This is a genomic window from Orenia sp. (assembly GCF_055140805.1).
In genome coordinates, this window is sequence record NZ_JBSQYM010000051.1 from 1 (window position 1) to 22,246 (window position 22,246).

At 34.6% G+C, this 22,246-nt stretch carries 24 protein-coding genes; 21 read left to right on the top strand and 3 right to left on the bottom strand.

The features are described from left to right. The 8 genes from ACTCDL_RS06925 to cobD form a co-directional block, all read left to right on the top strand. Window positions 1-624, top strand: a 624-nt coding sequence (locus ACTCDL_RS06925) for an RNA-guided endonuclease TnpB family protein (protein ID WP_463175363.1), incomplete at its 5' end; no start/stop codon positions are given. Window positions 625-911: 287 nt separating this feature from the next. Then, on the top strand, window positions 912-1,544 hold the full coding sequence (locus ACTCDL_RS06930) for a hypothetical protein (protein WP_463175366.1): 633 nt from the start codon (window positions 912-914) through the stop codon (window positions 1,542-1,544). Window positions 1,545-1,628: 84 nt separating this feature from the next. Further along, complete coding sequence (cobO, locus tag ACTCDL_RS06935; RefSeq protein ID WP_463175368.1) at window positions 1,629-2,225, top strand: cob(I)yrinic acid a,c-diamide adenosyltransferase; 597 nt, start codon at window positions 1,629-1,631, stop codon at window positions 2,223-2,225. Next, on the top strand, window positions 2,225-2,971 hold the full coding sequence (gene cobS, locus ACTCDL_RS06940; RefSeq protein ID WP_463175371.1) for an adenosylcobinamide-GDP ribazoletransferase: 747 nt from the start codon (window positions 2,225-2,227) through the stop codon (window positions 2,969-2,971). The genes cobO and cobS overlap by 1 nt, the downstream gene beginning before the upstream one ends. A 23-nt stretch (window positions 2,972-2,994) precedes the next feature. Then, on the top strand, window positions 2,995-3,477 hold the full coding sequence (locus ACTCDL_RS06945) for an ECF transporter S component (RefSeq protein WP_463175374.1): 483 nt from the start codon (window positions 2,995-2,997) through the stop codon (window positions 3,475-3,477). Continuing rightward, entirely contained in the window at window positions 3,478-4,197 is a 720-nt protein-coding gene (locus ACTCDL_RS06950; RefSeq protein WP_463175375.1) for an AIR synthase related protein, read from the top strand. A 281-nt stretch (window positions 4,198-4,478) separates the two neighbouring features. Further along, window positions 4,479-5,357, top strand: a complete 879-nt coding sequence (locus ACTCDL_RS06955) for a GHMP family kinase ATP-binding protein (RefSeq protein WP_463175376.1) — start codon at window positions 4,479-4,481, stop codon at window positions 5,355-5,357. Further along, complete coding sequence (gene cobD, locus ACTCDL_RS06960) at window positions 5,326-6,435, top strand: threonine-phosphate decarboxylase CobD (RefSeq protein WP_463175379.1); 1,110 nt, start codon at window positions 5,326-5,328, stop codon at window positions 6,433-6,435. Before ACTCDL_RS06955 ends, cobD begins: the two co-directional genes overlap by 32 nt. Here the strand turns inward: cobD and ACTCDL_RS06965 are convergent, their stop codons facing one another. Further along, on the bottom strand, window positions 6,436-7,929 hold the full coding sequence (locus ACTCDL_RS06965; RefSeq protein WP_463175380.1) for a hypothetical protein: 1,494 nt from the start codon (window positions 7,927-7,929) through the stop codon (window positions 6,436-6,438). Between the two features lie 552 nt (window positions 7,930-8,481). Between ACTCDL_RS06965 and cobC the strand changes: the two genes are divergently transcribed. From cobC to ACTCDL_RS07030, 13 genes are all read left to right on the top strand, one after another. After that, the gene (gene cobC, locus ACTCDL_RS06970) at window positions 8,482-9,096 is read left to right on the top strand and encodes an alpha-ribazole phosphatase (protein WP_463175381.1); all 615 of its coding nucleotides are present in this window, start codon (window positions 8,482-8,484) and stop codon (window positions 9,094-9,096) included. 87 nt (window positions 9,097-9,183) lie between these two features. Next, window positions 9,184-10,449, top strand: coding sequence for a glutamyl-tRNA reductase (gene hemA / locus ACTCDL_RS06975; protein ID WP_463175382.1), 1,266 nt, complete (start codon window positions 9,184-9,186; stop codon window positions 10,447-10,449). A gap of 257 nt (window positions 10,450-10,706) precedes the next feature. Continuing rightward, a complete protein-coding gene (locus ACTCDL_RS06980) occupies window positions 10,707-11,387 on the top strand; it encodes a precorrin-2 dehydrogenase/sirohydrochlorin ferrochelatase family protein (RefSeq protein ID WP_463175383.1) in 681 nt (226 codons plus the stop codon). Window positions 11,388-11,653: 266 nt separating this feature from the next. Continuing rightward, window positions 11,654-12,574, top strand: a complete 921-nt coding sequence (gene hemC / locus ACTCDL_RS06985; RefSeq protein ID WP_463175384.1) for a hydroxymethylbilane synthase — start codon at window positions 11,654-11,656, stop codon at window positions 12,572-12,574. A gap of 5 nt (window positions 12,575-12,579) precedes the next feature. After that, on the top strand, window positions 12,580-14,094 hold the full coding sequence (gene cobA / locus ACTCDL_RS06990) for a uroporphyrinogen-III C-methyltransferase (protein WP_463175386.1): 1,515 nt from the start codon (window positions 12,580-12,582) through the stop codon (window positions 14,092-14,094). Window positions 14,095-14,141: 47 nt separating this feature from the next. Then, complete coding sequence (gene nirJ1, locus ACTCDL_RS06995; RefSeq protein ID WP_463175387.1) at window positions 14,142-15,320, top strand: putative heme d1 biosynthesis radical SAM protein NirJ1; 1,179 nt, start codon at window positions 14,142-14,144, stop codon at window positions 15,318-15,320. 111 nt (window positions 15,321-15,431) lie between these two features. Beyond that, window positions 15,432-16,400: a porphobilinogen synthase gene (hemB, locus tag ACTCDL_RS07000; RefSeq protein ID WP_463175388.1), complete on the top strand. Its 969-nt coding sequence runs from the start codon at window positions 15,432-15,434 to the stop codon at window positions 16,398-16,400. Between the two features lie 118 nt (window positions 16,401-16,518). Then, window positions 16,519-17,511 (top strand): putative heme d1 biosynthesis radical SAM protein NirJ2, encoded by a 993-nt coding sequence (nirJ2, locus tag ACTCDL_RS07005; RefSeq protein ID WP_463175389.1) that lies wholly within the window; start codon window positions 16,519-16,521, stop codon window positions 17,509-17,511. Between the two features lie 276 nt (window positions 17,512-17,787). Continuing rightward, a complete protein-coding gene (gene ahbA / locus ACTCDL_RS07010) occupies window positions 17,788-18,249 on the top strand; it encodes a siroheme decarboxylase subunit alpha (protein WP_463175391.1) in 462 nt (153 codons plus the stop codon). Next, window positions 18,250-18,714, top strand: a complete 465-nt coding sequence (gene ahbB, locus ACTCDL_RS07015; RefSeq protein WP_463175393.1) for a siroheme decarboxylase subunit beta — start codon at window positions 18,250-18,252, stop codon at window positions 18,712-18,714. A 263-nt stretch (window positions 18,715-18,977) separates the two neighbouring features. Beyond that, a complete protein-coding gene (gene hemL / locus ACTCDL_RS07020; protein ID WP_463175395.1) occupies window positions 18,978-20,273 on the top strand; it encodes a glutamate-1-semialdehyde 2,1-aminomutase in 1,296 nt (431 codons plus the stop codon). Between the two features lie 17 nt (window positions 20,274-20,290). Next, window positions 20,291-20,683, top strand: coding sequence for a sirohydrochlorin chelatase (locus ACTCDL_RS07025; RefSeq protein ID WP_463175397.1), 393 nt, complete (start codon window positions 20,291-20,293; stop codon window positions 20,681-20,683). Window positions 20,684-20,850: 167 nt separating this feature from the next. Further along, complete coding sequence (locus ACTCDL_RS07030) at window positions 20,851-21,105, top strand: hypothetical protein (protein WP_463175399.1); 255 nt, start codon at window positions 20,851-20,853, stop codon at window positions 21,103-21,105. Window positions 21,106-21,153: 48 nt separating this feature from the next. On the opposite strand, the gene ACTCDL_RS07035 is transcribed toward ACTCDL_RS07030, so the two are convergent. Beyond that, on the bottom strand, window positions 21,154-21,372 hold the full coding sequence (locus ACTCDL_RS07035; protein ID WP_463175400.1) for a small, acid-soluble spore protein, alpha/beta type: 219 nt from the start codon (window positions 21,370-21,372) through the stop codon (window positions 21,154-21,156). A gap of 102 nt (window positions 21,373-21,474) precedes the next feature. Continuing rightward, window positions 21,475-21,693: a small, acid-soluble spore protein, alpha/beta type gene (locus ACTCDL_RS07040; protein ID WP_463175402.1), complete on the bottom strand. Its 219-nt coding sequence runs from the start codon at window positions 21,691-21,693 to the stop codon at window positions 21,475-21,477. Window positions 21,694-22,246: the final 553 nt, after the last annotated feature.

Sequence of the window (22,246 nt, forward strand, 5' to 3'; positions counted from 1 at the left end):
ATTTTAGTTAATATTAGCCAAGTTTTAGTAACTGCTGTTAAAAACAATCAAGGTGAATTAGGATTAGATTTAGGAATTAAGGATTTTCTAACTACATCTAAAGGAGAACATATATCTAACCCTAGACACTTATCTAAATATAAAGATAAATTAGCTAAACTACAAAGGAAATTAGCTAAAAAGCAGAAATTCAGCAATAATTGGCATAAACTTAAAAAGAAAATTGCTAAGGTTCACACTAAAATCAAAAATGTACGATTAGACTTCCTCCATAAGTTAAGCACTCAATTAGTTAAGGAGAACCAACTTATCGTAATTGAGGACTTGAATATAAAAGGAATGTTAAAAAACTCTAAATTAGCAAAACATATCGCTGACTGCTCGTGGTACAAATTTACTACTATGTTAGAATACAAAAGCAAATGGTATGACTGTACTCTACACAAAGTAAATAGATTTTTTGCTAGTAGTCAAACCTGTTCAGAATGTGGAGTTAAAAATCCTAATGTCAAAGACCTATCAATAAGAGAATGGACTTGTGAATGTGGTGCAAATTATAATCGAGATACAAATGCTAGTCTAAACATCTTAAAACAAGGTAAAGCAGACTTAGGACTTAGATAGACTATATACTGTCGGTCGGACAGGAATTTAAGCCTTTGGAGAGAGCATAAGACCTAACTTAATCTAATTAGATAATTAGCTTTAAGTAGGCAATTCTCTATGAATAAGGAATCCTCGTGGGCTTGCCCCGAGGAGCGTCAAAAGTCATTTTATACACAAGCAAAGTATATTATTTTCTTTTAAAAAATTTCAATATTATAACAATCTATGTTATAATATTGCAAGGAAAAATAATACAGGTTAGAGAAAATTTAAATTTTCTCTAATTGCTTAAGGGAGTGTATAAAATGATAAGAAGCAATGCAAGAATATTAGTGATTTTATGTGTTATAACAGTGTCAGTTTACTCTGTACCTATAATTGCCAAAGAAAATATTGAAGCAAGCACTAAGGGAAATGTAAAGAAGATTGGCAAAGAAGAAAATATAAAAGTTACTGAGAAAATTACTGAAAAGGGTAGTAATAAAATTATTAAGAGAAGTAATGAAGGTAAGAATAGGACTAAAGATAAAAGCTTCTTTTTCTTACAAACCAGTTCTATGACCTACCACTGGAACCAAAATCCTGACCGGAATAATGATCAAGGGTTGATAGGTTTAGAATATCATAGTTCATCTAAGAAGCGACTTTATGGTGTAGCTCATTTTCAAAATTCATATTTTCAACCAACCTGGTATCTTTATACTGGAAGATCATATGACTTTAAGGAGATATCAAATTTTAAACTATATGGCAAAGTAACCTATGGAATTATTAGTGGCTATGATGATGAGAATGGTAAGTATTCTGCTTATATGAATAGGCTTGGAACCTTTCCAGCAGTTCTACCAAGTTTTGGGATCGAGTATAAAGACTATGCCCTAGAAGTATCACTTTTTGGGATTGCTGGTTACATAGTGAATTTTGGTGTGAAGTTTTGACCAAGCTTGAAGATAAGAAGTTTTAGAGGTACATACATATTGATTTTGAAGCAAGAAAAATAGCTAAGATGAAGGAGTGCTAAGATGAATCTAGAAAATAAACTATCCCAAGGCCTAGTCCAAATCTATACTGGTGATGGTAAAGGAAAGACGACAGCTGCTTTAGGCTTAGCCTTGAGAGCAGCAGGTCATGGCTTGAAAGTAGAGGTGATTCAATATCTAAAGGGGAGTACTTATACTGGAGAGCTATACTCTACAGAAAGACTAGCAAATTTTAATATCAAACAGTTTGGTAAAGGCTGCTCCTATGCTGCTTTAATTAAGCAGGGCTTGATGGGCTGTACTGGTTGTGGAGACTGTTTTATTAAGAACAGTAAGAATAAAGAAGTCCATCAGAAATTTGTTACTTGGGCTTATGAGTATACTAAAGAGATTCTAGAAGAGGGTAAAAAAGATATTGTGGTTTTAGATGAGATTAATAATACTTTGCGTTATGACTTGTTATCGACAGAGGATGTATTAAAGTTAATCGAATTAAAATCAGAGCAGACGGAATTAATCTTAACTGGTAGAGGGATGCCTCAAGAGATTTTGGAAAGAGCTGATCTGGTTACAGAGATGAAGGCTATCAAGCACCCTTATCAACAAGGGATTAAGAGTCGCAGAGGAATTGAATATTGATGAATAGTTTCTTAATAGCGGTACAATTCATTAGCAGAATTCCTGTTAAAAAGGAGTTAGATTACAATGATAAGGCTCTTGCCAAATCGATGATTTATTATCCTTTGATTGGAACTCTATTAGGTGGGATATTAGTTTTGCTTGATTATCTAGCCACTAGCTGCTTTGGACAACTAGTAACTAGTAGTCTGTTGCTGATGGCTATGGTCTTCTTAACTGGTGGAATTCATCTTGATGGTTTAATGGATAGCTGTGATGGACTCTTAAGTGGTCGCAAGAAGGATAGAATTTTAGAGATTATGCGTGATAGTAGAGTTGGTGCTTTTGGAGTAATTGGGCTTGTTACTCTGTTTTTATTGAAATTCAGCCTCTTAGTAGAGCTTCCCAGTAATCATAAGGTAGCAATTTTATTATATTTTCCTACCATAAGTCGGTGGGCAATAGTCTATGCTGCTTTCAAGTACCCTTATGCTCGCCAGTCAGGATTGGGTAAGGTTTATGCTGAGAATTTAAAGTTTAGAGACTTATTAGTAGTCAATATCTGGACTCTATTATTAGGAGTAGTTTTATTTCAATTTAGAGGATTAATCATATTTTTACTAGTTTGGTTAATGACTATTATTATTGCTAAGTTAATTGTTAAAAAGATTGATGGATTAACTGGTGATAATTATGGGGCAATTAATGAATTTATTGAAGTTTTTGCTATATTGATAATAACTCTTGTCCTAAAGTTAAATCTGTAAATAAATATTTAGAGGAGATTATTATGAACAAAGACAGTAGTAATGAGAAGTTGAGAAATCTAGTTAGAGTCAGTCTGTTAATATCTCTATCAGCAGTGGGGGCCTATCTTAAATTCCCAAGCCCTGTAGGAAGTATCGCTCTTGATTCTTTACCTGGTTACTTAGGGGTCTTATTATTAGGAGGAGCTAAGGGGAGTCTGATTTTAATTATTGGACATTTAGTTTCTGCCTTAACAGCTAGCTTTCCTTTAGGTCCAATCCATTTAATTGTTGGACTATTAATGGGAGTAGGGGGCTTAGTATTTGGATATGTAGCCGAAAGAAATAAAGTACTTGCAACAGTTATAGCTATTCTTTATAATGGACTGATTATACCTGCGCTACTGCTACCTATCTTGGGTATGGGATTTTTTATCGGGATAGTTCCTATCTTATTATTAGCCTCTGGGGTTAATATCGGTTTAGCATTATTGCTAAGTAGATTCTTTCAAAGGGAGCAATTTTAGATGAAACGGGATCTATCTATTGTGAACTTGGACAGTGAGAAGGCTTTAGTGATTGCTTGTGACTCCTTAGGTGGGATTGGGAGTAAAGAACATGATAAGATCAGGGTTGCCAATAGCTTGGTAGGTAAGTTTACAGCTAGAGTGGCTTTGATGGAACTTATGGCTAGTGGAGCAACTCCGATATCGGTGGTAGATACTTTGAGTGTAGAGTTAAAGCCTACAGGTGAGGAGATTATCGCTGGAATAAGAGAAGAGCTAATTAAGGTGGGAATCGATGAATTGTTAACAGGAAGTACTGAAGAGAATGCAGTGACTGTACAGACAGGGATTGGAGTAACTGCCATTGGAAGTGTAGAGATTGAACAACTGAGGGTAGGAAGCTCTCAACAAGAGGATTTGATAGTTGCGATCGGTCTTCCCAAAGTAGGTGATGAGGTCTTAGCAGATTTAAGTCAGATTGCTGATTTGGATTTGCTAATAGAGCTATTAAAATTTGATTATATCCATGAAATCTTACCAGTTGGCTCTAAAGGAATTTTATATGAAGCTCAACTCTTAGCAAAAAGCAATGGACTAGAATTATCCCTAGTAAAGAGCAAGGTAGATTTACAAAAATCGGCAGGTCCAGCTACTGTTCTTTTAGTCACAGTAGCTGCAGAAGATGTAACTAGATTGGCAATGATAGACAAACCAGTTAATGTAATTGGGAGATTAGATTGAATTAAAGGATTTCATTAATTAAAAATAAATAATTCAACTTATTTAGCAACGAATCTAGCTGATTTACGCTAATTTAAAACAAAGAAAATTCTAGACTATTAATTTATTCTTTTTCTTTTTATTCGTGTAATTCGTGTAAATTCGTTGCAAAAAAGATTTTTTTGATTCTTTAAGAAAAGCATTGGTTCAACTTATATAGATACATTATAATATTTTAGTGGCAAGTGATGAATATTTGTCGTTACTCATTACTTGTCACTGCTAAAAGAGGAGTAACGAAGATGGAAGTAACTGTTAAGGTACCAGGAAGTTGTGGTGAGTTGCTACAAGGAGTAATTGATGGAATCAATCTGCATATTACCTGTCCAATAGATCTTTATAGTTATGTAACTGTTAGAGTAGACCAAAGTTTTAAAGGGATTAGGAGTAAGCAAGGGGGAAATAAGGCAATCACTGCCCTTAAAGCGACCTTAGCCTATTTTGGTTATGATAGCGGTGCAGAGATAACTATTAGGTCTGAATTAGTTAAAGGGAAGGGAATGGCTAGTAGCACAGCCGATATCACAGCTACAATTATAGCCACTACCTTGGCACTAGGAGAAGAAGTGGATACAGAGTTAATCAAAGAGATAGCCCTCAAGATAGAACCGACAGATGGATTGTTTTTAACAGGGATAGCAGCCTTTGACCATCTAGCAGGAAAGAGGTCAATCAAGCTAGGAGAGATAGACCCTATTCCAATCTTAATCTTTGATATTGGTGGTGAGGTTGATACTCTAAGCTTCAACTCTAGAAGTGATTTAGCAAGTCTGAATCTGCTTAGAGAGCAAGAGGTAAAGAGGGCTTATAAGTTTGTAGCAGAAGGTATCAAGAGGGGAGATAGGAGATTAATAGCTAAGGGAGCGACTTTAAGTAGTCTATCGAATCAGATTATATTATTTAAACCTTATTTGAGTAAACTTTTAGAATTGGCTAAAGAAAAAGAGGCTATCTTAGGGTTAAATATTGCTCATAGTGGTACCTTAATTGGAGTTATTTTAGATAATCAAAGAGATTCTGTAGAAGTATTAACAGAGATTAAAGCTAAAGTACCTGAACTTAATTATTTGCTGACAACTCAGATAATTAATGGAGGTTATCAGATTCTTACAGAGGGGTGAAGTCAGATTGGAGCATATTCATGGTGGTAATATTACTAAAGCAGTCAAGAAGTATGGTTTAAGTCAAGAAGATATTATAGATTTTAGTGCTAATATCAACTTTTTAGGTCCACCAGAGGCTGTTATTGAGGAGATAAGGGAGAATATTGGAGGGATAGTAAATTATCCAGAAGCAGACTCTCGGGAATTAAAAGAGAATTTGGCCAATAAATTGAATTTAGGTAGAGAAAATATTATAATGGGTAATGGTGCAGTAGAGTTAATCTATATATTAACTAAAGTATTAAATCCGAGTAAATCGATGGTTTTATCCCCTACTTTCTCTGAATATGCTTTAGCAGTTAAGAGTGTAGGGGGTAAAGTAGAAGAATTTCCTTTAGATAGAGAGGATAATTTTCAATTAGAGATAAGTAGATTATTAAGTAGCTTGGCTAGTATAGATTTGTTATTCTTATGTAATCCTAACAATCCTACTGGGACCTTGCTCTCAAGGGCTGAGTTAATTGAAATTTTAGAGTATACAAATAAGCAGGGGATCTTCTTAGTAGTTGATGAAGCCTTTGTTGACTTTGTCGAAGAAGAAGTAACTATTATAGATTTGATTGATGATTATAATAACCTATTTGTTTTACGTTCTTTAACAAAATTCTTTGCAATTCCAGGTTTAAGAGTAGGTTATGGAGTAGCTAACCAAGAGCTAATTCAAAGCTTAATTGCTAGTAAAGACCCTTGGAACCTTAATTATTTTGCCCAAATAGCTAGTAAGGTAGCCCTAGAGCAAAAAGAGTACATCACAAGAACTAAAATAAGAATTAAAGAGGAGAAGGAGTTTTTATATAAGCAATTAAAGGAAATTGATAACTTAAAGGTCTACTATCCCAATGCCAATTATATCTTCATTGATATTTCAGCGACTGGGCTAACTGCTAGTTGCTTAGAAGGACTTGTAGCAAAAGAGGGAATTTTAATTCGTAACTGCAACTCTTACTCAGGTTTAGAGGAAGACTTTATCAGGGTAGCAGTCAAAGATAGAGCTGATAATCTAAAATTATTAGAGCAGCTAAGAGAGAAGCTATAATTATTTTGCTTCATGAAAGCTCTTTAGAATATCAAAACAGGTAAATAATAACTCAGCATATTTTTCCGAGGTATCGAAATCGGTTTTACTCCCATGTAAGATTGAATTTCTTTCTTGTCTATAATCTATAGTTAGATATCCCAAGCGTTGAGCAAAATTGACCTGAGTATTATTTCTTTTAAAGACTTTAGGCCATTCTATAAAGATGATCAAGCCATAGAGGGAGTAAATTTTTGTAATATTATTAGAATTATCATAGTAGAGACCATTTTGAAGGTCGATGTTCTTTAAATTATATTTTATAACTATATATTGGGCTATCTCCCAGACCAATCCTTCATTCTCTCGTAATAGAAGGGTGATAGCAGCAGCGATATGACTATTATTATAGGTAGCTATCGCTTCTTTAATATAGCGGAAATGCTTTGAAATTTCTAGAGGGTATGAATCCTGATCTATGGTCTTAGTCAGCCTAGTCTCTAACGCTTTGATATATTTGGGCAAGATGTTTTTATTTTCTGCTTCGATTATCTTATTATAATCGTCAATTGCTAGAAATTCAATCCATTCAAATTGAGTAGTACTGTGATTTATTTCAAAAATATTTAAGGGTGGTAGAATCTTATTATTAATCACTTCAAAGGAATTGTCCCCAAAGACAAGTTGTCTAATAACGAAGGGCTTTAAATTATTTTCTTTAATCTGTGACTTAGTTAATTCAACCCATTCATTTAAGAGGTTAATATTATATTGGAGCTTAAATTTCATATATTGATATTTAGGTTTCTGAAATTTTGCTTTATTTAGTTCACTTTTATTTCTCTGTAAAATATTAGCTGCTTTCTGAAGGTATTCTTGTAATTGCCTTTTATGCTCTTCTAATTTATCCTTGAATTTTTGATAGTCAAAACCTAAAAGAATATTCTTCCACTGATTGAAGTCTTGAATCTCTTGATCTACTTTAGATAATTTCATTAATAATCTAAAATAGTCTCTATCCTTTAAACTAAGGTCAAGCTTAATTCCTTTTGCTCTTAAGGCCTTGATACAGAACTTTTTAGGTACTAAATCTATATATTCATAAGAGATATTCTGGTCTTTAACCTGCCAGATTAGATTATTAGTTATTTTATTAGAGTTTATAGTTGCTTCTGTGGAAGTAGCTGAAGATTTTTGTTGAGTGTTGCTTATTACTTGTGTTTCATAGATAGCTCTCTCTTCTTTAAGAAAGCAGCATAAGCAATGATAGCTTTTATTCATCAAATCCTCTTTATTCTTAAATCTATTATATAGGTCTAGCATTTTGCCTGTTAAGATCTCTGTGACTTCTGTTTGCTTTTTCTTACTTATCTTTTTAAAAAAATTATGGGCATGTTCTTTATCGGCTAATTCAGATAGCTTTTTAGGTAACTTATTCTGTTCACTTTCAGATAGGCTAGCAATAAAGTTACTGATAGCTTCTAATCTTAATTTATTACGGGATAATTCTGCCATAGCTAATATCACTCCAATTATGTAGAAATTAATTGAGTTATTAGAATTATATCATAATCTAGCTACTTATTTAAGTAAGTGGATTAATTTTTACTATGATGCTAAGAGGAGAATATTATGATAAAATTGTACTAAAATCTTGATACTAAGGAAATGGCTAATTATCTGTGTGGGTAAAATAATACTATTTAGAGATAGTACGACACTTTTACTTCAGTTGACAGTGTACAGTTAACAGTTTACAGTTAAGGTCTTTAAAACTGAAGAAAATTTTTGTTTGAACGAAGCAAAAATTGAACTAGAATTTAGAGATTAATTAAATTTTAAATAAAGAATATAATTAATGATAATAATTAGTACTTTGATTGCGTAGTGAGTTTAATTTTCTTCTTGATTTTTTGGTTACTTTTTCATCAAGGAAAAACGTAACCCGCCCTTAGGCGGAACCTAATATTTTGTCTACTTTTTAAAAAGAAAAATTGTCGCATTACACCCATAAAGCTACAGATATAGGAGATAGTTCGAACTACATATTTTAAGGGGGTATAAATTATGGAGACTAAAATTATTCTAGTAAGGCATGGAGAGACTGACTGGAATCGAGAATTAAGATTTCAAGGGAGTAAAGATATTCAACTTAATGAGAATGGAATAGAGCAGGCTGAGAAGTTGGCTCAAAGACTAGCAGCAGAAGAGATAGATGTGATCTATGCAAGTGATTTAGGACGAGCTTATCAGACTGCCAAAACAGTGGCTAAAGAGCATGATTTAAAGGTAGATAAGTTTAAGGAGTTGCAGGAAATTAGCTTTGGTCAGTGGGAAGGTCTAACTTATAATCAAATCCAAGAGGAATATCAAGCAGAATGGGCAATGTGGGAGGAGAATCCAGCCCTTAATGGAGCACCAAAAGGTGAGAGTCTTACAGATGTACAAGAGAGGTCAATAAAGAAATTGGAGGAGATTATAAGTCGTCATCTTGGTAATACTATATTGATAGTCAGCCATGGGGGCGTAATTAAGGTACTAATTAGTACTTTATTTGGAATACCTTTGGCTAAGGCTTGGCAATTGATGCAGTCAAATACATCTGTCAATATTATTAATTATTATGAAGAGAATAAAGTTGCTTTAGAGCTATTTAACTGTACTAAGCATTTAGAGGATTAGTGGTCTTAGAATTAGCTAATTTACAATTAACAATTAGGTTTGAATTATAAATGAGGTTAATTGTACATTATAAGTACGGTGGGAGGAATGGTTGTTGTGGACTTAGTAGTAATAGGATTAAATTATAAGACCACTCCTTTAGAATTAAGAGAGAAGTTCTCTTTGACTCGTAAAAGGCATAGAGAGATTTTAATGGAGGTGGGCTCAAAATCAGCTGTGGCAGGAGTGGTTATTCTGGCTACCTGTAATCGAACAGAATTTTACATAGCAGTTGAGAACTTTGATATAGAGGTAGATGAGTTAGCTAATTACTTATTTAATTTAATCTCAGATTTTGACTCGATTAGTTTGGATAGATACCTTTATAGTTATCAAGGAATGGAGATGATAGAACATCTTTATCAGGTGGTCAGTGGAATAGATTCTTTAGTAATTGGAGAAGCTCAGATTTTAGGGCAGGTTAAGAACTCTTTTGAACTTTCTCAAGAGTTGGGCTTGGTAGATAAGTATTTATACTATACTTTTACTGAGTCCTTCAGGGTAGCTAAACGGGCAAGAACAGAGACTGGGATAGGAAGAGGAGCAACATCAGTCAGTTATGCTGCCGTAAAGCTAGCTAAGAAGATATTTGGTTCATTAGAAGGGGAGACGGTACTGATTTTAGGGGCTGGCAAGATGAGTGAGCTTGCTTTAAAGTCTTTAGTTGACAATGGAGTTAAAGGGGTAATGGTTGCTAATAGAACCTATAGTCGTGCTCAAAAGTTGGCTCAGAAGTTTGCAGGCGAGGTTATCAGGTGGAAACAGCTAGCAGATTGGATTAATAAGGTGGATATTATTATCGGTTCTACCGCCGCTCCTCATTATGTCTTGCATTATGATCTTTTAAAGAAGGCGATGGCAGAAAGAAGAGGGCCATTATTTTTAATTGATATCGCTTTACCTCGTGATATAGACCCCAAAGTAGTTGATATTCCAGGGGTTCACCTCTATGATATAGATGATTTGGAAGGTGTTATCGAGTATAGCTTGGGTAAAAGAAAAGCAGAATTAGCTAAGGTAGAGAGTATAATTACAGAAGAGAAGGTCAATATAAGAGAGTGGTTAAAGCAACAGGAAATTATACCCTTAATTAAGACTATTAGGGCTGAGGCTAATGCTATTAAGCAAAGAGAGCTAGCAAGAGCTGTAAAGAAATTATCTAAAGAGAATAATGAAGCTGTGCTTAAGGATTTGGCTCACCGCTTGACCAATAAATTACTCCATCAGCCTACAGTTAAGATCAAGAAGTTAGCTAGTGATGATATCAGTAAAGAGCAACTGAGTTTAATCAAGGAGATATTTATGGGAGAGTGAGAAGCAAAAATTATAGATATATGAATAAAGCAGAAACTTAATTGGTATATTGCGACACTTTTTATAAGTGTAAGTTGGTGTGGGAGTGTGAGTGAAATTCAATAAAAAGGCACTTCACACACACTCAAACTACTCACTCACACCGACACGAAAGTGTCCCACTATCTCTATATAACATCAGATTTAGATTTACATTCTGTGCTCATATAACTATAATTAGAAAAAATGTAAGTTAACAAATTATGGAGTGATATTTAATGAATAGCTATCCAATTAATCTTAAGTTAAGTGGAAAGAAGGTCTTAATAGTTGGTGGAGGAAAGGTAGCTTATCGTAAGGCTAAAAGGTTGCTAGAGGCTAAAGCTGAAATAACTTTAGTTAGTCCAACGGTCATTGATAATTTAAAGGACTTAATCTTAGCTAATAATATAAAATATTATCAACGGGAATTTAAAGAGGAAGATATTTTAGATACTTGCTTAATTTTTGCTGCAACTGATAATAGGAGAGTCAACTCTTTGATTGCCAATTTAGCTGACAAGAATAATCTTCTTGTCAATGTGGCAGATAGTTTAGAGGAGTCGACCTTTATTTTGCCAGCACTTATTAAGCAGGGTGATTTATTATTGACAGTTGCTACAGGTGGGAATTTGCCTGCTCTCTCTAAAAGAATTAGAGAAGAGTTAGAGAACTCTTTTGGAGAAGAATTTAAAGTGTTTTTAGAGTTGATGAAAATATTAAGAACGATAATTATAGATACTATCGATGATGAGAAGCAAAGGAGAAAGATATTTAGAGAGTTAGCTGATTTAGAGTTGATTAGAGTATTAGCTGAGGACAAAGATGAATTTTTAGAGAAATTAAACAAAATCTTGCCTGCTAAGGTGAGAGGAGTCTGTGACCTGGCTTATATAGTTGAAGATGGGCTGGGAGTATAATAGAGTAGTAGTAACATCATGAAATGCGAATTAAGTTAGATATTTATATATATTTAAATTGAAATTTTATGAGGATATTATGGAGATTTTAGGAATCAGGAGTCAGGAACCAGTTATCAGTAAAACAGACTGATTCCAAATTCTTGATTCCTGACACGAAAGTGTCTATCTCTATATAACGCTATATTTAAATTTTATTCAAGGGTAGTAAGGTTTTTATTATCGCTGCTTACTTGTTACTCATCACTGTATTTAGGAGGTAAGATATGTCAGAAATAATCATTGGAACACGTAAGAGTCAATTAGCTGTAGCACAAAGTAACTTGGTAGCAGAAGAGTTAGCTGAGAAATTTCCTAATTATAAATTTTCTCTAAAGAAGATGAGTACTAAGGGAGATAGGATTACCGATAGGTCTTTGATCGAAATTGGGGGGAAGGGCTTATTTATTAAAGAAATAGAGATAGCTCTTTTAAATCAAGAAATAGATCTAGCTGTACATAGCTTAAAAGATATGCCAGGAGAGATAGCCAATGAGTTTGAGTTAATTGCTACACCTCAAAGAGCTAATCCTTTAGATGTACTGATTTCAAAAGATGATAAAATTTTAGAAGAATTACCTCAAGGGGCTAAAATCGGTACAGGTAGTTTAAGGAGGAAGGCGCAACTGTTAAATTATCGTCCTGATTTGGAGATTGTGCCAATTAGAGGGAATATTGATACTAGAATTAAGAAATTGTATAGCCAAGACCTTGACGCTATTGTGTTGGCAGCAGCAGGCTTGGAGCGGATGGGTTGGAGTAATAAGATAAGTCAATATTTAGAACCAGCTATTTCTCTACCTGCTGTTGGACAAGGTGCCCTGGCTTTAGAAGTCAGAAGTAACGCTGATAGTATTAAGAGGTTAATTAAAGGAATAAATCATCATGATACATATTTAAGGGTAGCAGCTGAACGGAGCTTTTTAGCATATTTAGAAGGTAGCTGTAAGATACCGATAGCTGCTTATGCAGAGGTTGAAGATAATGAAATCGTTGTAGAGGGAATGGTAGCCAGTTTAGATGGTAGAAGGTTAATTAGAGATAAAGTAAGAGGAAATAAATCAGAGGCTAAAGAATTAGGGATTATCTTAGCAGAAAGGCTTGTTGAGCAGGGGGCAGCAGAGATTTTAGCAGAGATTAAGGAGTGATAATAATGGCAGGTAAAGTATTTTTAGTTGGAGCAGGACCAGGTGATGAAGGGTTAATTACTCTTAAAGGATTAAATGCAATCAAAGAGGCTGATGTAATATTATATGACCGTTTGGCAAACCCTAAATTATTGGAGTATAGTAAAGACTCTGTTGAGTTATTCTATGTAGGAAAGAGTGCTAAGTATCATTATCGAACCCAAGATGAGATCAATCAGTTATTGATAGAGCAGGCTCAAGCAGGGAAGGTTGTTACCCGCTTAAAGGGTGGAGATCCTTTCATCTTTGGTCGTGGGGGAGAAGAGGGCCAAGAACTATTACAGGCAGGGATAGATTTTGAGATTGTACCAGGGATTACCTCTCCAATTTCAGTGCCAGCCTATGCAGGAATTCCTTTAACCCATCGTGATTACAACTCTTCTATTGCACTAGTTACTGGACATGAAGATCCAACAAAGGATAATAACAATGTAGATTGGCAGAAGCTAGCTACAACTGTAGGAACTATAGTAATTTTAATGGGAGTTGGCAATCTACCAAAGATTGTTCCTGAATTGTTAGAAGGAGGCCGAGATCCTCAGACTCCAGTGGCATTGATCAGATGGGGAACCAGACCTGAGCAGGAGACCTTAGTTGGTACCTTAGAGAATATTGTCGATAGGGTCAGGTCTGCTAACTTTAAAGCACCAGCAATTATAGTTGTTGGTGAGGTGGTTAAATTACGTAAAGAGTTGAATTGGTTTGAAAGAAAGAGCCTTTTTGCTAAGAGTATAGTCGTTACTAGACCAACCAAGCAGGCTAAAGGTCTCTGTAAAGCTTTGGCTCAAGAGGGGGCAGAGGTAATAGAGGCTCCAGCAATTGAGATAGCTCCTCCAGCAAGTTATCAGAAATTAGATGATGCTTTAGGAAGAATCGGTGACTATGACTGGATTATCTTTACTAGTATCAATGGTGTAGAAGCTTTTATGAAAAGGTTATTTAAATTATCGAAGGATGTTCGTTCTTTAGCTGGAGTTAAGCTCTGTGCTATTGGACCTAAAACTGCAGGAAGGTTGCAGGACTATGGGTTGATAGTTGATTATCTTCCTGATGATTATGTCAGTGAAGCCATCTTAGAAGGTTTTTCTACAGAGGATCTATCGAATCAAAGATTCTTGTTACCACGGGCTGATCTAGCTAGAGATTTATTAGAGGAAGGCTTAGCAGAGTTAGGTGCAACAGTGGATAATGTAATAGCTTATCGGACTATCCAAGGAGCAGGTAATGAAGAGTTAGCTGATAGATTAGTAGTAGGTGATGTAGATTTGATAACCTTTACTAGCTCTTCAACGGTGGACAATCTGATAAAAGGCTTAGGAGATAATTATCAAGAGCTATTAAAAGATATTGAAATAGCTTGTATTGGTCCAATTACAGCTAAAACTGCTGAAGGTTATGGTTTGCAAGTGACTATTATCGCTCAAGAGTATACTATTGAGGGATTATTAGCGGCAATTAAGGATTATTATAATAAATTGTAAACATAGGTCATTTGTTACTCATTACTGATTAAAAGGGAGTAATTATTATGATAGGAATTTCAAAGCTACTAGGTTCTCCAGATAAATATGGCGATAGTCTTAGATATGATCAGGGTGCTAAAAATTATAAGTATGGGGTTAAAGAAGGTTATGGTCCTGTGGTGGTCTGGAATGTGACTCGTAGCTGTAATTTAAGTTGTGTCCATTGTTATTCTAACTCTGAAACTAAAAGCTATCAAGGGGAGCTAAGTACAGTGGAGGCTAAAGAGTTTATTGATGATTTAGCAAATTTTAAGATACCAGTACTGCTCTTATCTGGCGGAGAGCCTTTGATGCGTTCTGATATTTATGAATTGATTGAATATGCTAGAAAACAAGGATTAAGAGTTACCTTATCTACCAATGGTACTCTGATTAATTCTAAAGTAGCTAGAAGATTAAAAGATTTAGGAGTGAGCTATGTAGGTATTAGCTTAGATGGGATAGGTCAGGAGAATGACAGCTTTAGAGGCAAGGCTGGAGCCTATCAGCAAGCACTGCAAGGGATAAGAAATTGCTTAGAGGTTGGTCAGAAGGTTGGACTGCGTTTTACTATCAATCAATATAATTACTCTAATTTAGAAGAAATATTGGAGTTGATTGAAGCAGAGAACATTTCCAGAGCTTGTTTTTATCATCTGGTCTATTCAGGACGAGCAAGTGAGCTGGTCAATCAAGATATCTCTGCTACTGAGACCAGAAAAGCCTTAGATTTGTTAATAACTAAGACTTTGGATTGGCAAGCTAGAGGTTTAGATAAGGAGATTTTAACTGTCGATAATCACTGTGATGGGATTTATCTCTATTTAAAGTTAAAGGATAAAGACGATCTTAGAGCAGAGCAGGTTAGAAAGTTATTAGCTATTAATGGGGGAAATCGTTCTGGAATAGCGATTGCTAATGTTGATTGGCTAGGCAGGGTACACCCTGACCAATTTACTCAAAATTATACCCTAGGTAATGTCAAAAAAAGACCCTTTAGTCAGATTTGGTGTGATAATTCAATAGACATGCTACACCAAATGAGAGATCGAAAGGTTTACTTGACAGGACGCTGTCAGAGCTGTAAATGGTTGGATTTATGTAATGGTAACTTTAGACCACGAGCTGAAGCAGTGTATAGTAATTTTTGGGCGGAAGATCCAGCCTGCTATTTAACTGATAATGAGATAGGTATTAGCAACTAAGAGTTAATGCTTTCCTTTAAGGATTGATATAATATAACCATAAAAAGATACTATTTATATTGAGGTTTACTAGCATAATTTATTATTTTAACTTAAGAAGGAGGACCGCATATGAATTTAATACATAGACCGAGACGATTGAGAAAGACTAAAGCTATTAGGAATTTGGTTAGAGAAACTAAATTGAGTCGAGAGGATTTGATTTATCCTATTTTTGTAGTAGAGGGAGAAAAAATAAAAGAGGAGATTCCTTCAATGCCTGGTAACTTCCATCTCTCTATAGATAAGCTCTTAGCAGAGGTGAAGGAGGTAGTAGATTTAGGAATATTGGGTATAATTTTATTTGGGATACCTGATCAGAAGGATGAGATTGGTTCTACAGCTTGGGAGGAGGATGGGATTATCCAGAGAGCTTGTCGTAAGATTAAAGAGGCTTATCCAGAGTTATTGATTATTACCGATGTCTGTTTATGCCAATATACTAGCCATGGACATTGTGGAACCCTTGAGGAAGGGTGCTTGTTAAATGATCCTACTATAGAGAATTTAGCAAAGGTTGCTATCTCCCATGCTCAGGCAGGAGCAGATATGGTAGCCCCTTCTGACATGATGGATGGACGGGTTGGAGCAATTCGGGAAGGATTAGATCAGCATGGTTATGAGGATATAGCCATTATCTCTTATTCAGCAAAGTATGCCTCAGCCTTTTATGGACCTTTCCGTGATGCTGCTCATTCTGCACCACAAGAGGGAGATCGTAAGTCCTATCAGATGGATCCTGCCAACAGTGAGGAGGCCTTAAGAGAGATTCAACTGGATGTGGAAGAGGGGGCTGATATCATCATGGTCAAGCCAGCTTTATCCTATCTTGATATTATCCGCAGGGCTAAGGATAACTTTACACTGCCGATTGCAGCTTATAATGTCAGTGGCGAGTATGCTATGATTAAAGCGGCAGCTCAAAAGGGATGGCTTGATGAAAAAATAGCGGTCTTGGAGATGCTAACTAGTATTAAGCGGGCAGGAGCAGAGATTATTATTACATATTGTGCAAAGGATGTAGCAAGGTGGATTAGTTAACAGTGGTTGAACTTGGTACGTAGTGGTTCGTTGGAACCCGAAGGGACGGTTTATAGTCTAGCTAATGGTTTTAACTGTAAATTGGTAACTGTAAACTGAAGGTAAGGGGGTTATAACTTTGATTATCTCTTGGAATGTTACTAAGAGGTGCAATTTATACTGCAAACACTGTTATCGTGATTCAGGACCTGAGGTTCAAAGTAATGAATTGACTACTAAAGAAGCAAAAAGTTTACTAGCAGAAATTGCTCAAGCAGGTTTTAAGATTATGATCTTTAGTGGAGGAGAACCTCTGCTTAGAGATGATATCTATGAGTTGATTGCTTATGCAAAGAGTTTAAAGATGAGACCGGTATTAGGTACTAATGGAACCTTAATTACTTTAGAAGTGGCTAAAAAGTTAAAGAGTTCTGGCTTAGCAAGGGCAGGTATCAGCTTAGATAGTACTCAAGCGGAGATTCATGATAGATTCCGTGGAGGAGAAGGAAATTGGTTAAAGTCAATAGAGGGGATTAAAAACTGTCAAGCAGTTGGGCTAGAGACACAGATCAATACCACTATTACTAAGAGAAATTATAATGAATTAGAAGAGATAACCGATTTAGCAGTTAAATTAGGTGCTAAAGCACATCACCCCTTCTTCTTGGTCCCAACAGGTAGAGGTAAGGATATAGAGAAGGAGTCTCTAAGAGCCAAGTATTATGAAGAGATGATTCACCGTATTTTAGATAAATCACAAGAAGTTGAAATTGAACTTAAACCAACCTGTGCTCCACAATTTGTTCCCATAGCTAAAAAGCGAGGTCTTAAAATGAGATTTTCGCGAGGATGTATTGCAGGAGTGGGATATTGCTGTATTCTACCTGATGGTGATGTACATATCTGTCCTTATCTACCAGTCAAAGTGGATAATGTGTTAGAGAAGCCCTTTACTGATATTTGGGAAGATAACCGAATATTTAAAGAGTTAAGAAGTATGAATTATAAAGGAAATTGTGGTAAATGTGAAGATTTAGAGATATGTGGAGGGTGTCGAGCTAGAGCTTATTACTATTCCAAAGGAGATTATTTGGCAGAAGAGCCATGGTGTTATAGAACAGTTGATAGTTGATAGTTGATAGTTTACAATGTATAGTTAAAATATTAAATATTTTTTTATTATTAAGGAAATTATGTTTTTTTAGAGGTTGTGGATAACTTGTTTAAAGGGTTTAAAAAAAGTAGCAATGAATTAACGCGAATAGCACGAAATAAAATTTAAAAACTAAATTAGGTCTTAAAAATGTTTTGAATTAAATTCGCGTAAATTAGTGAGATTCGTTGCTAAAAATTGTTTTGAATTATTTTTAAACTTGTTCCTAGTTACTATTAATTTGGAGGACTAATTATGGATGAAGTTGATCAGCAATTATTAACGATTACTCAACAGGGAATTCCTTTAACTTCTACTCCTTATCATGATCTAGGTCAGCGGCTTGGAATCAATGGTGAAGAGATAATCGAAAGGTTGAAAAAATTAAAGAATGATGGTTATATCAGGAGGATAGGTGGTATTTTCAGTTCTAAAAGATTAGGTTATATAAGTACTCTAGTAGCTATGGAGGTCTCTGAAGATAGATTCTATCAGGTAGCTAAGATTATCAATAGTTATGTAGGTGTTACCCATAATTATCGTAGAAATCATAGCTATAATCTCTGGTTTACTCTAATTGCTTCCTCAGAGCAGAGTTTAGAGTCTATATTAAAGGAGATTAAAGATAAGACTGGAATTACAAGAATGATAGAATTGCCTGCTGAGAGGTTCTTTAAATTAGCTGTTAAGTTGGAGTTAGATAATAGAGGTGATTAAATGTTAGATAAGTTAGACCAAGAGCTAATCAAGTTACTTCAAGAGAATATTCCTTTAGCAGAGCAGCCTTATATGATTCTTGCAAATCAGTTGAAAATTACAGAAGAAGAGTTGCTAAAAAGATTAAATAGATATAAAGAAGAGGGGATCTTAAGGAGAGTTGCTGTTATATTAAAGCATCGGGAAGCAGGCTTTAAGGCTAATGGAATGGTAGCTTGGTTGGTTTCAAAAGACAAGAGAGAAGAGGTCGCCAAGATTTTGGCTAAACATTCAGCTACTACCCATGTTTATCAGCGACCTACTTACCCTGATTGGCCCTATAGTCTATTCAGTATGGTTCATGGGCAGAGCCAAGCTGAGGTGGAAGCAATTGTTCAGGAGTTATCAGAGCTAACTGGAATTGATGATTATCAAATCTTATATAGTACTGAGGAGCTGAAGAAGACCAGTATGAAATATTTTTAGAACAGTAACAAGTGATGGGTGTTATAATAGAGAGATAATGCGAGACTTTTCACTTTAGTGTATAGTGTATAGTGTAAAGTGTAAAGTTGATAGTTAAGTTCAAAAACTTAAAATATAAGGATTTTAATCTTTTAACTATCCACTATCAACTATCAACTATCAACTCAAAAAAGTGTCGCAATATCCTCAGAATCACTCACTATCTGAATTAATATTAATTAAGATATATATAATTTATTTATAAGTAAGTCGGAGGTGTAACTATGTCAAAGTCTAAAGAATTATTCTCAGAAGCAAAAAAGTATATTCCCGGTGGGGTCAATAGTCCAGCTAGAGCATTTAAAGCTGTTGATAATGATCCGCTCTTTATTGAGCGGGCTAAGGGAGCTTTTATTTATGATGCTGATGGCAAAGAGTATATAGATTATGTAGGGTCATGGGGACCAATGGTTCTAGGACATAATCATCCAGCAGTAGTTGAAGGATTACAGCAGCAATTACTTAAAGGAAGCAGTTTTGGAGCACCAACGAAGTTGGAGACTACTTTAGCAGAGATGGTTGTAGAAGGGGTCTCTTCTGTCGATAAGGTAAGAATGGTTAATTCAGGAACAGAAGCGACGATGAGTGCTTTACGCTTAGCTCGTGGTTATACAGGAAGAAGTAAGATTGTTAAGATGGAAGGTTGCTATCATGGTCATGGTGATAGCTTATTGGTAGAGGCAGGTTCTGGAATAACTACTTTAGGTATTGCAGGTAGTGCTGGAGTACCAGCCAAAATTGCCGAAGAGACGATAGTAGTTCCTTATAATGATATCTCAGCACTTAAAGAGATATTTAAAGAGTATAGTCAAGAGATTGCAGCAGTTATTTTAGAGCCAGTTACAGGGAATATGGGAGTTGTTACTCCAAAGGCTGGATACTTAGAGTCTTTAAGAAATCTTACTAAAAAGTATGGAGCTTTATTGATCTTTGATGAGGTAATGACAGGATTTAGGTTGGCCTATGGTGGAGCACAAGAGTTGTATAATATTGAGCCTGATTTGACTACCTTTGCTAAGATTATTGGTGGAGGATTACCTGTAGGTGCCTATGGTGGTAAAGAAGGGATTATGGACTATATTGCACCAGAAGGACCTGTTTATCAAGCAGGAACTTTATCAGGTAATCCCTTGGCTATGGCTGCTGGAATCAGTACTTTAGAGTTATTAAAAGAGAAGACTATTTATAGTAACTTAGAAGAGAAGGGTAAGCTTTTAGAAGAAGGTATTTTGGAGAATATTAACAAGTTAAATATTCTTGCCATCTTCTCTAGAGTGGGTTCTATGTTTACATTATTCTTTACAGACAGAGAGGTCATAGATTATCAGAGTGCTAAAAGCTCTAATACTAAAGCTTTTTCGATCTATTTTAATAAGATGTTAGAAGAAGGAATCTATTTACCACCTTCTCAATTTGAAGCTAATTTTATCTCTTTAGCCCATTCAAAAGGTGATATAGAAGCTACTATATCAGCAAATTATAGAGCATTATTAGAAGTAAAAGAGAAGGTTAAACTTTAGAATAGAGGTGGGACATTATGAAGGAAGGAATCATACTATTAAGCCATGGGAGTAAATCAGCTTTAGCCAATCAAGAATTGCTTGCTTTAAGAAAGGCTTTAGAAGAGGACTTAAAGGTTAGAGTCAAGGAAGCAAACCTACAATTTTCAAAGCCTGATTTCTGGCAGGCTGTAGAAGAGCTAGTTGATCAGAATATTCAAAGAATAACAGTTGTTCCCTTATTTGTATTTGCAGGCAAGCATGTAAAAGCCGATTTACCTAGCTTATTGGCAGAGGTGAGAAATAAATATCCCAAAATTACTTTTAAAACAATTAGCCATTTAGCAGGTGAAGTTAACCTTTTAAAAAATTTAATTAAGATAAAGCTAAATGATGTCAGTCAATCTAATAAAATGAATGGTTCTATTTAATGATTGAAAACATACCATTAATTGCTTTTGCTTGTAATAATATAATTTTGATAGAATATCTATAGTTCGTAACAATATCGTTAAAATTTAATGATATATTAAAGATGAACTGATTTTAGAATAGACAGATACCCTATCTATCTATTACAGGAAGGGGGCAATAGTTAATGATAAATAAACGTAATATTATTTCTAATTTAGAGAAATTACACACTACAGTAAGTATTAAAGAGAATCCTGAAGATAAAATAGAGATGAAGTCACCCTATTTAGAATCATTAAGAAATATTTCTGTTGTTGAGTATAAGATTGCTGATATTATAGATGAGAGTGATGAAAAGGTATCATCTGATAGTAAATTAAAGAGTTTTCCAGTAATTAGATTTATTGCTCAGTTTTTAGAGAAAGAGCCACAAAGTTAACTATAACTCTTAAAAAGCCCTAGAATTTATCTAGGGCTTTTTATTATTTTATTGTTGATTAGCTATCTTATTCTCATAATCTTGGATCATCCTTTTAACCATTTCACCACCAACAGAGCCACATTCACGAGAGGTTAGATTACCCCAATAACCAGATTTATAATCATTGGAGATATTAAGACCTTCAGCCACTTCTAACTTGAATTTATCCATAGCCTCTTTAGCAACAGGATTTAGTAAACGGTTACTGTTATTTCTAACGGACATTGTCTTGTTACCTCCTTAATTATTATTTTTGGGAGAGAGAAGAATAACTTTTTATTAGCAGATAATCATTGAAAGGTACAGTTATAACAGATGGGGAGTTTATTATTGTTGATTAGCTATTTTATTCTCATAATCTTGGATCATCCTTTTAACCATTTCACCACCAACAGAGCCACATTCACGAGAGGTTAGATTACCCCAATAGCCAGATTGATAATCATTAGAGATATTAAGACTTTCAGCCACTTCTAACTTAAACTTATCCATAGCCTGTTTAGCAACAGGGTTAAGCAAACGATTACTGTTAGTTCTGATTGACATTATCTTCACCTCCTTATTTACTTTGTACTACTATTATCTCTTAAAAATATATAATTAATTCGAGTTAACTTTTTCGTAGAATTATTTAATCAGTTAAATCTACCTATAAGATATATCACTGGATAATAATAGCTATCTAATTAATTGATTGATTACTATATTTGAAGTAATTAGTAGCTCGATTTGATGATTTTTTTAGATTTCAATAGAGGAATTATTGGTTATTGTGGAGAATTCTAAAGAAATATGCAGTAATATAAGGTATGATTATTATTAAAAAAGGCTCTTCCACAACTTTTGTAAAAATTAGATTAATAACAGATAATGAAGTACAAAAAATCGGTTATCAGAAATCTGGAATCAGTATAATTTACAGGTTTCCGACTCCTGATTCCTGATTTTTAAAATTATACCTTTAGCTATAACTAGTGTTAATCACCAAGTTCGTTGTTGAACCTAAAAAAATTATTATATCAATAAATAATATATAAAGAAAAGTAGGATTTTATTAGGGTAGTATCAGTAATTATAAAGCTGTCTCTTATACACATCT

Excerpts from the sequence above, each read along its gene's own strand:
- ACTCDL_RS06930 (WP_463175366.1), top strand. The coding sequence starts at position 912 with ATGATAAGAAGCAATGCAAGAATATTAGTGATTTTATGTGTTATAACA.
- cobO (WP_463175368.1), top strand. The coding sequence starts at position 1,629 with ATGAATCTAGAAAATAAACTATCCCAAGGCCTAGTCCAAATCTATACT.
- cobS (WP_463175371.1), top strand. The coding sequence starts at position 2,225 with ATGAATAGTTTCTTAATAGCGGTACAATTCATTAGCAGAATTCCTGTT.
- ACTCDL_RS06945 (WP_463175374.1), top strand. The coding sequence starts at position 2,995 with ATGAACAAAGACAGTAGTAATGAGAAGTTGAGAAATCTAGTTAGAGTC.
- ACTCDL_RS06950 (WP_463175375.1), top strand. The coding sequence starts at position 3,478 with ATGAAACGGGATCTATCTATTGTGAACTTGGACAGTGAGAAGGCTTTA.
- ACTCDL_RS06955 (WP_463175376.1), top strand. The coding sequence starts at position 4,479 with ATGGAAGTAACTGTTAAGGTACCAGGAAGTTGTGGTGAGTTGCTACAA.
- cobD (WP_463175379.1), top strand. The coding sequence starts at position 5,326 with ATGGAGGTTATCAGATTCTTACAGAGGGGTGAAGTCAGATTGGAGCAT.
- ACTCDL_RS06965 (WP_463175380.1), bottom strand. The coding sequence starts at position 7,929 with ATGGCAGAATTATCCCGTAATAAATTAAGATTAGAAGCTATCAGTAAC.
- cobC (WP_463175381.1), top strand. The coding sequence starts at position 8,482 with ATGGAGACTAAAATTATTCTAGTAAGGCATGGAGAGACTGACTGGAAT.
- hemA (WP_463175382.1), top strand. The coding sequence starts at position 9,184 with ATGGTTGTTGTGGACTTAGTAGTAATAGGATTAAATTATAAGACCACT.
- ACTCDL_RS06980 (WP_463175383.1), top strand. The coding sequence starts at position 10,707 with ATGAATAGCTATCCAATTAATCTTAAGTTAAGTGGAAAGAAGGTCTTA.
- hemC (WP_463175384.1), top strand. The coding sequence starts at position 11,654 with ATGTCAGAAATAATCATTGGAACACGTAAGAGTCAATTAGCTGTAGCA.
- cobA (WP_463175386.1), top strand. The coding sequence starts at position 12,580 with ATGGCAGGTAAAGTATTTTTAGTTGGAGCAGGACCAGGTGATGAAGGG.
- nirJ1 (WP_463175387.1), top strand. The coding sequence starts at position 14,142 with ATGATAGGAATTTCAAAGCTACTAGGTTCTCCAGATAAATATGGCGAT.
- hemB (WP_463175388.1), top strand. The coding sequence starts at position 15,432 with ATGAATTTAATACATAGACCGAGACGATTGAGAAAGACTAAAGCTATT.
- ahbA (WP_463175391.1), top strand. The coding sequence starts at position 17,788 with ATGGATGAAGTTGATCAGCAATTATTAACGATTACTCAACAGGGAATT.
- ahbB (WP_463175393.1), top strand. The coding sequence starts at position 18,250 with ATGTTAGATAAGTTAGACCAAGAGCTAATCAAGTTACTTCAAGAGAAT.
- hemL (WP_463175395.1), top strand. The coding sequence starts at position 18,978 with ATGTCAAAGTCTAAAGAATTATTCTCAGAAGCAAAAAAGTATATTCCC.
- ACTCDL_RS07025 (WP_463175397.1), top strand. The coding sequence starts at position 20,291 with ATGAAGGAAGGAATCATACTATTAAGCCATGGGAGTAAATCAGCTTTA.
- ACTCDL_RS07030 (WP_463175399.1), top strand. The coding sequence starts at position 20,851 with ATGATAAATAAACGTAATATTATTTCTAATTTAGAGAAATTACACACT.
- ACTCDL_RS07035 (WP_463175400.1), bottom strand. The coding sequence starts at position 21,372 with ATGTCCGTTAGAAATAACAGTAACCGTTTACTAAATCCTGTTGCTAAA.
- ACTCDL_RS07040 (WP_463175402.1), bottom strand. The coding sequence starts at position 21,693 with ATGTCAATCAGAACTAACAGTAATCGTTTGCTTAACCCTGTTGCTAAA.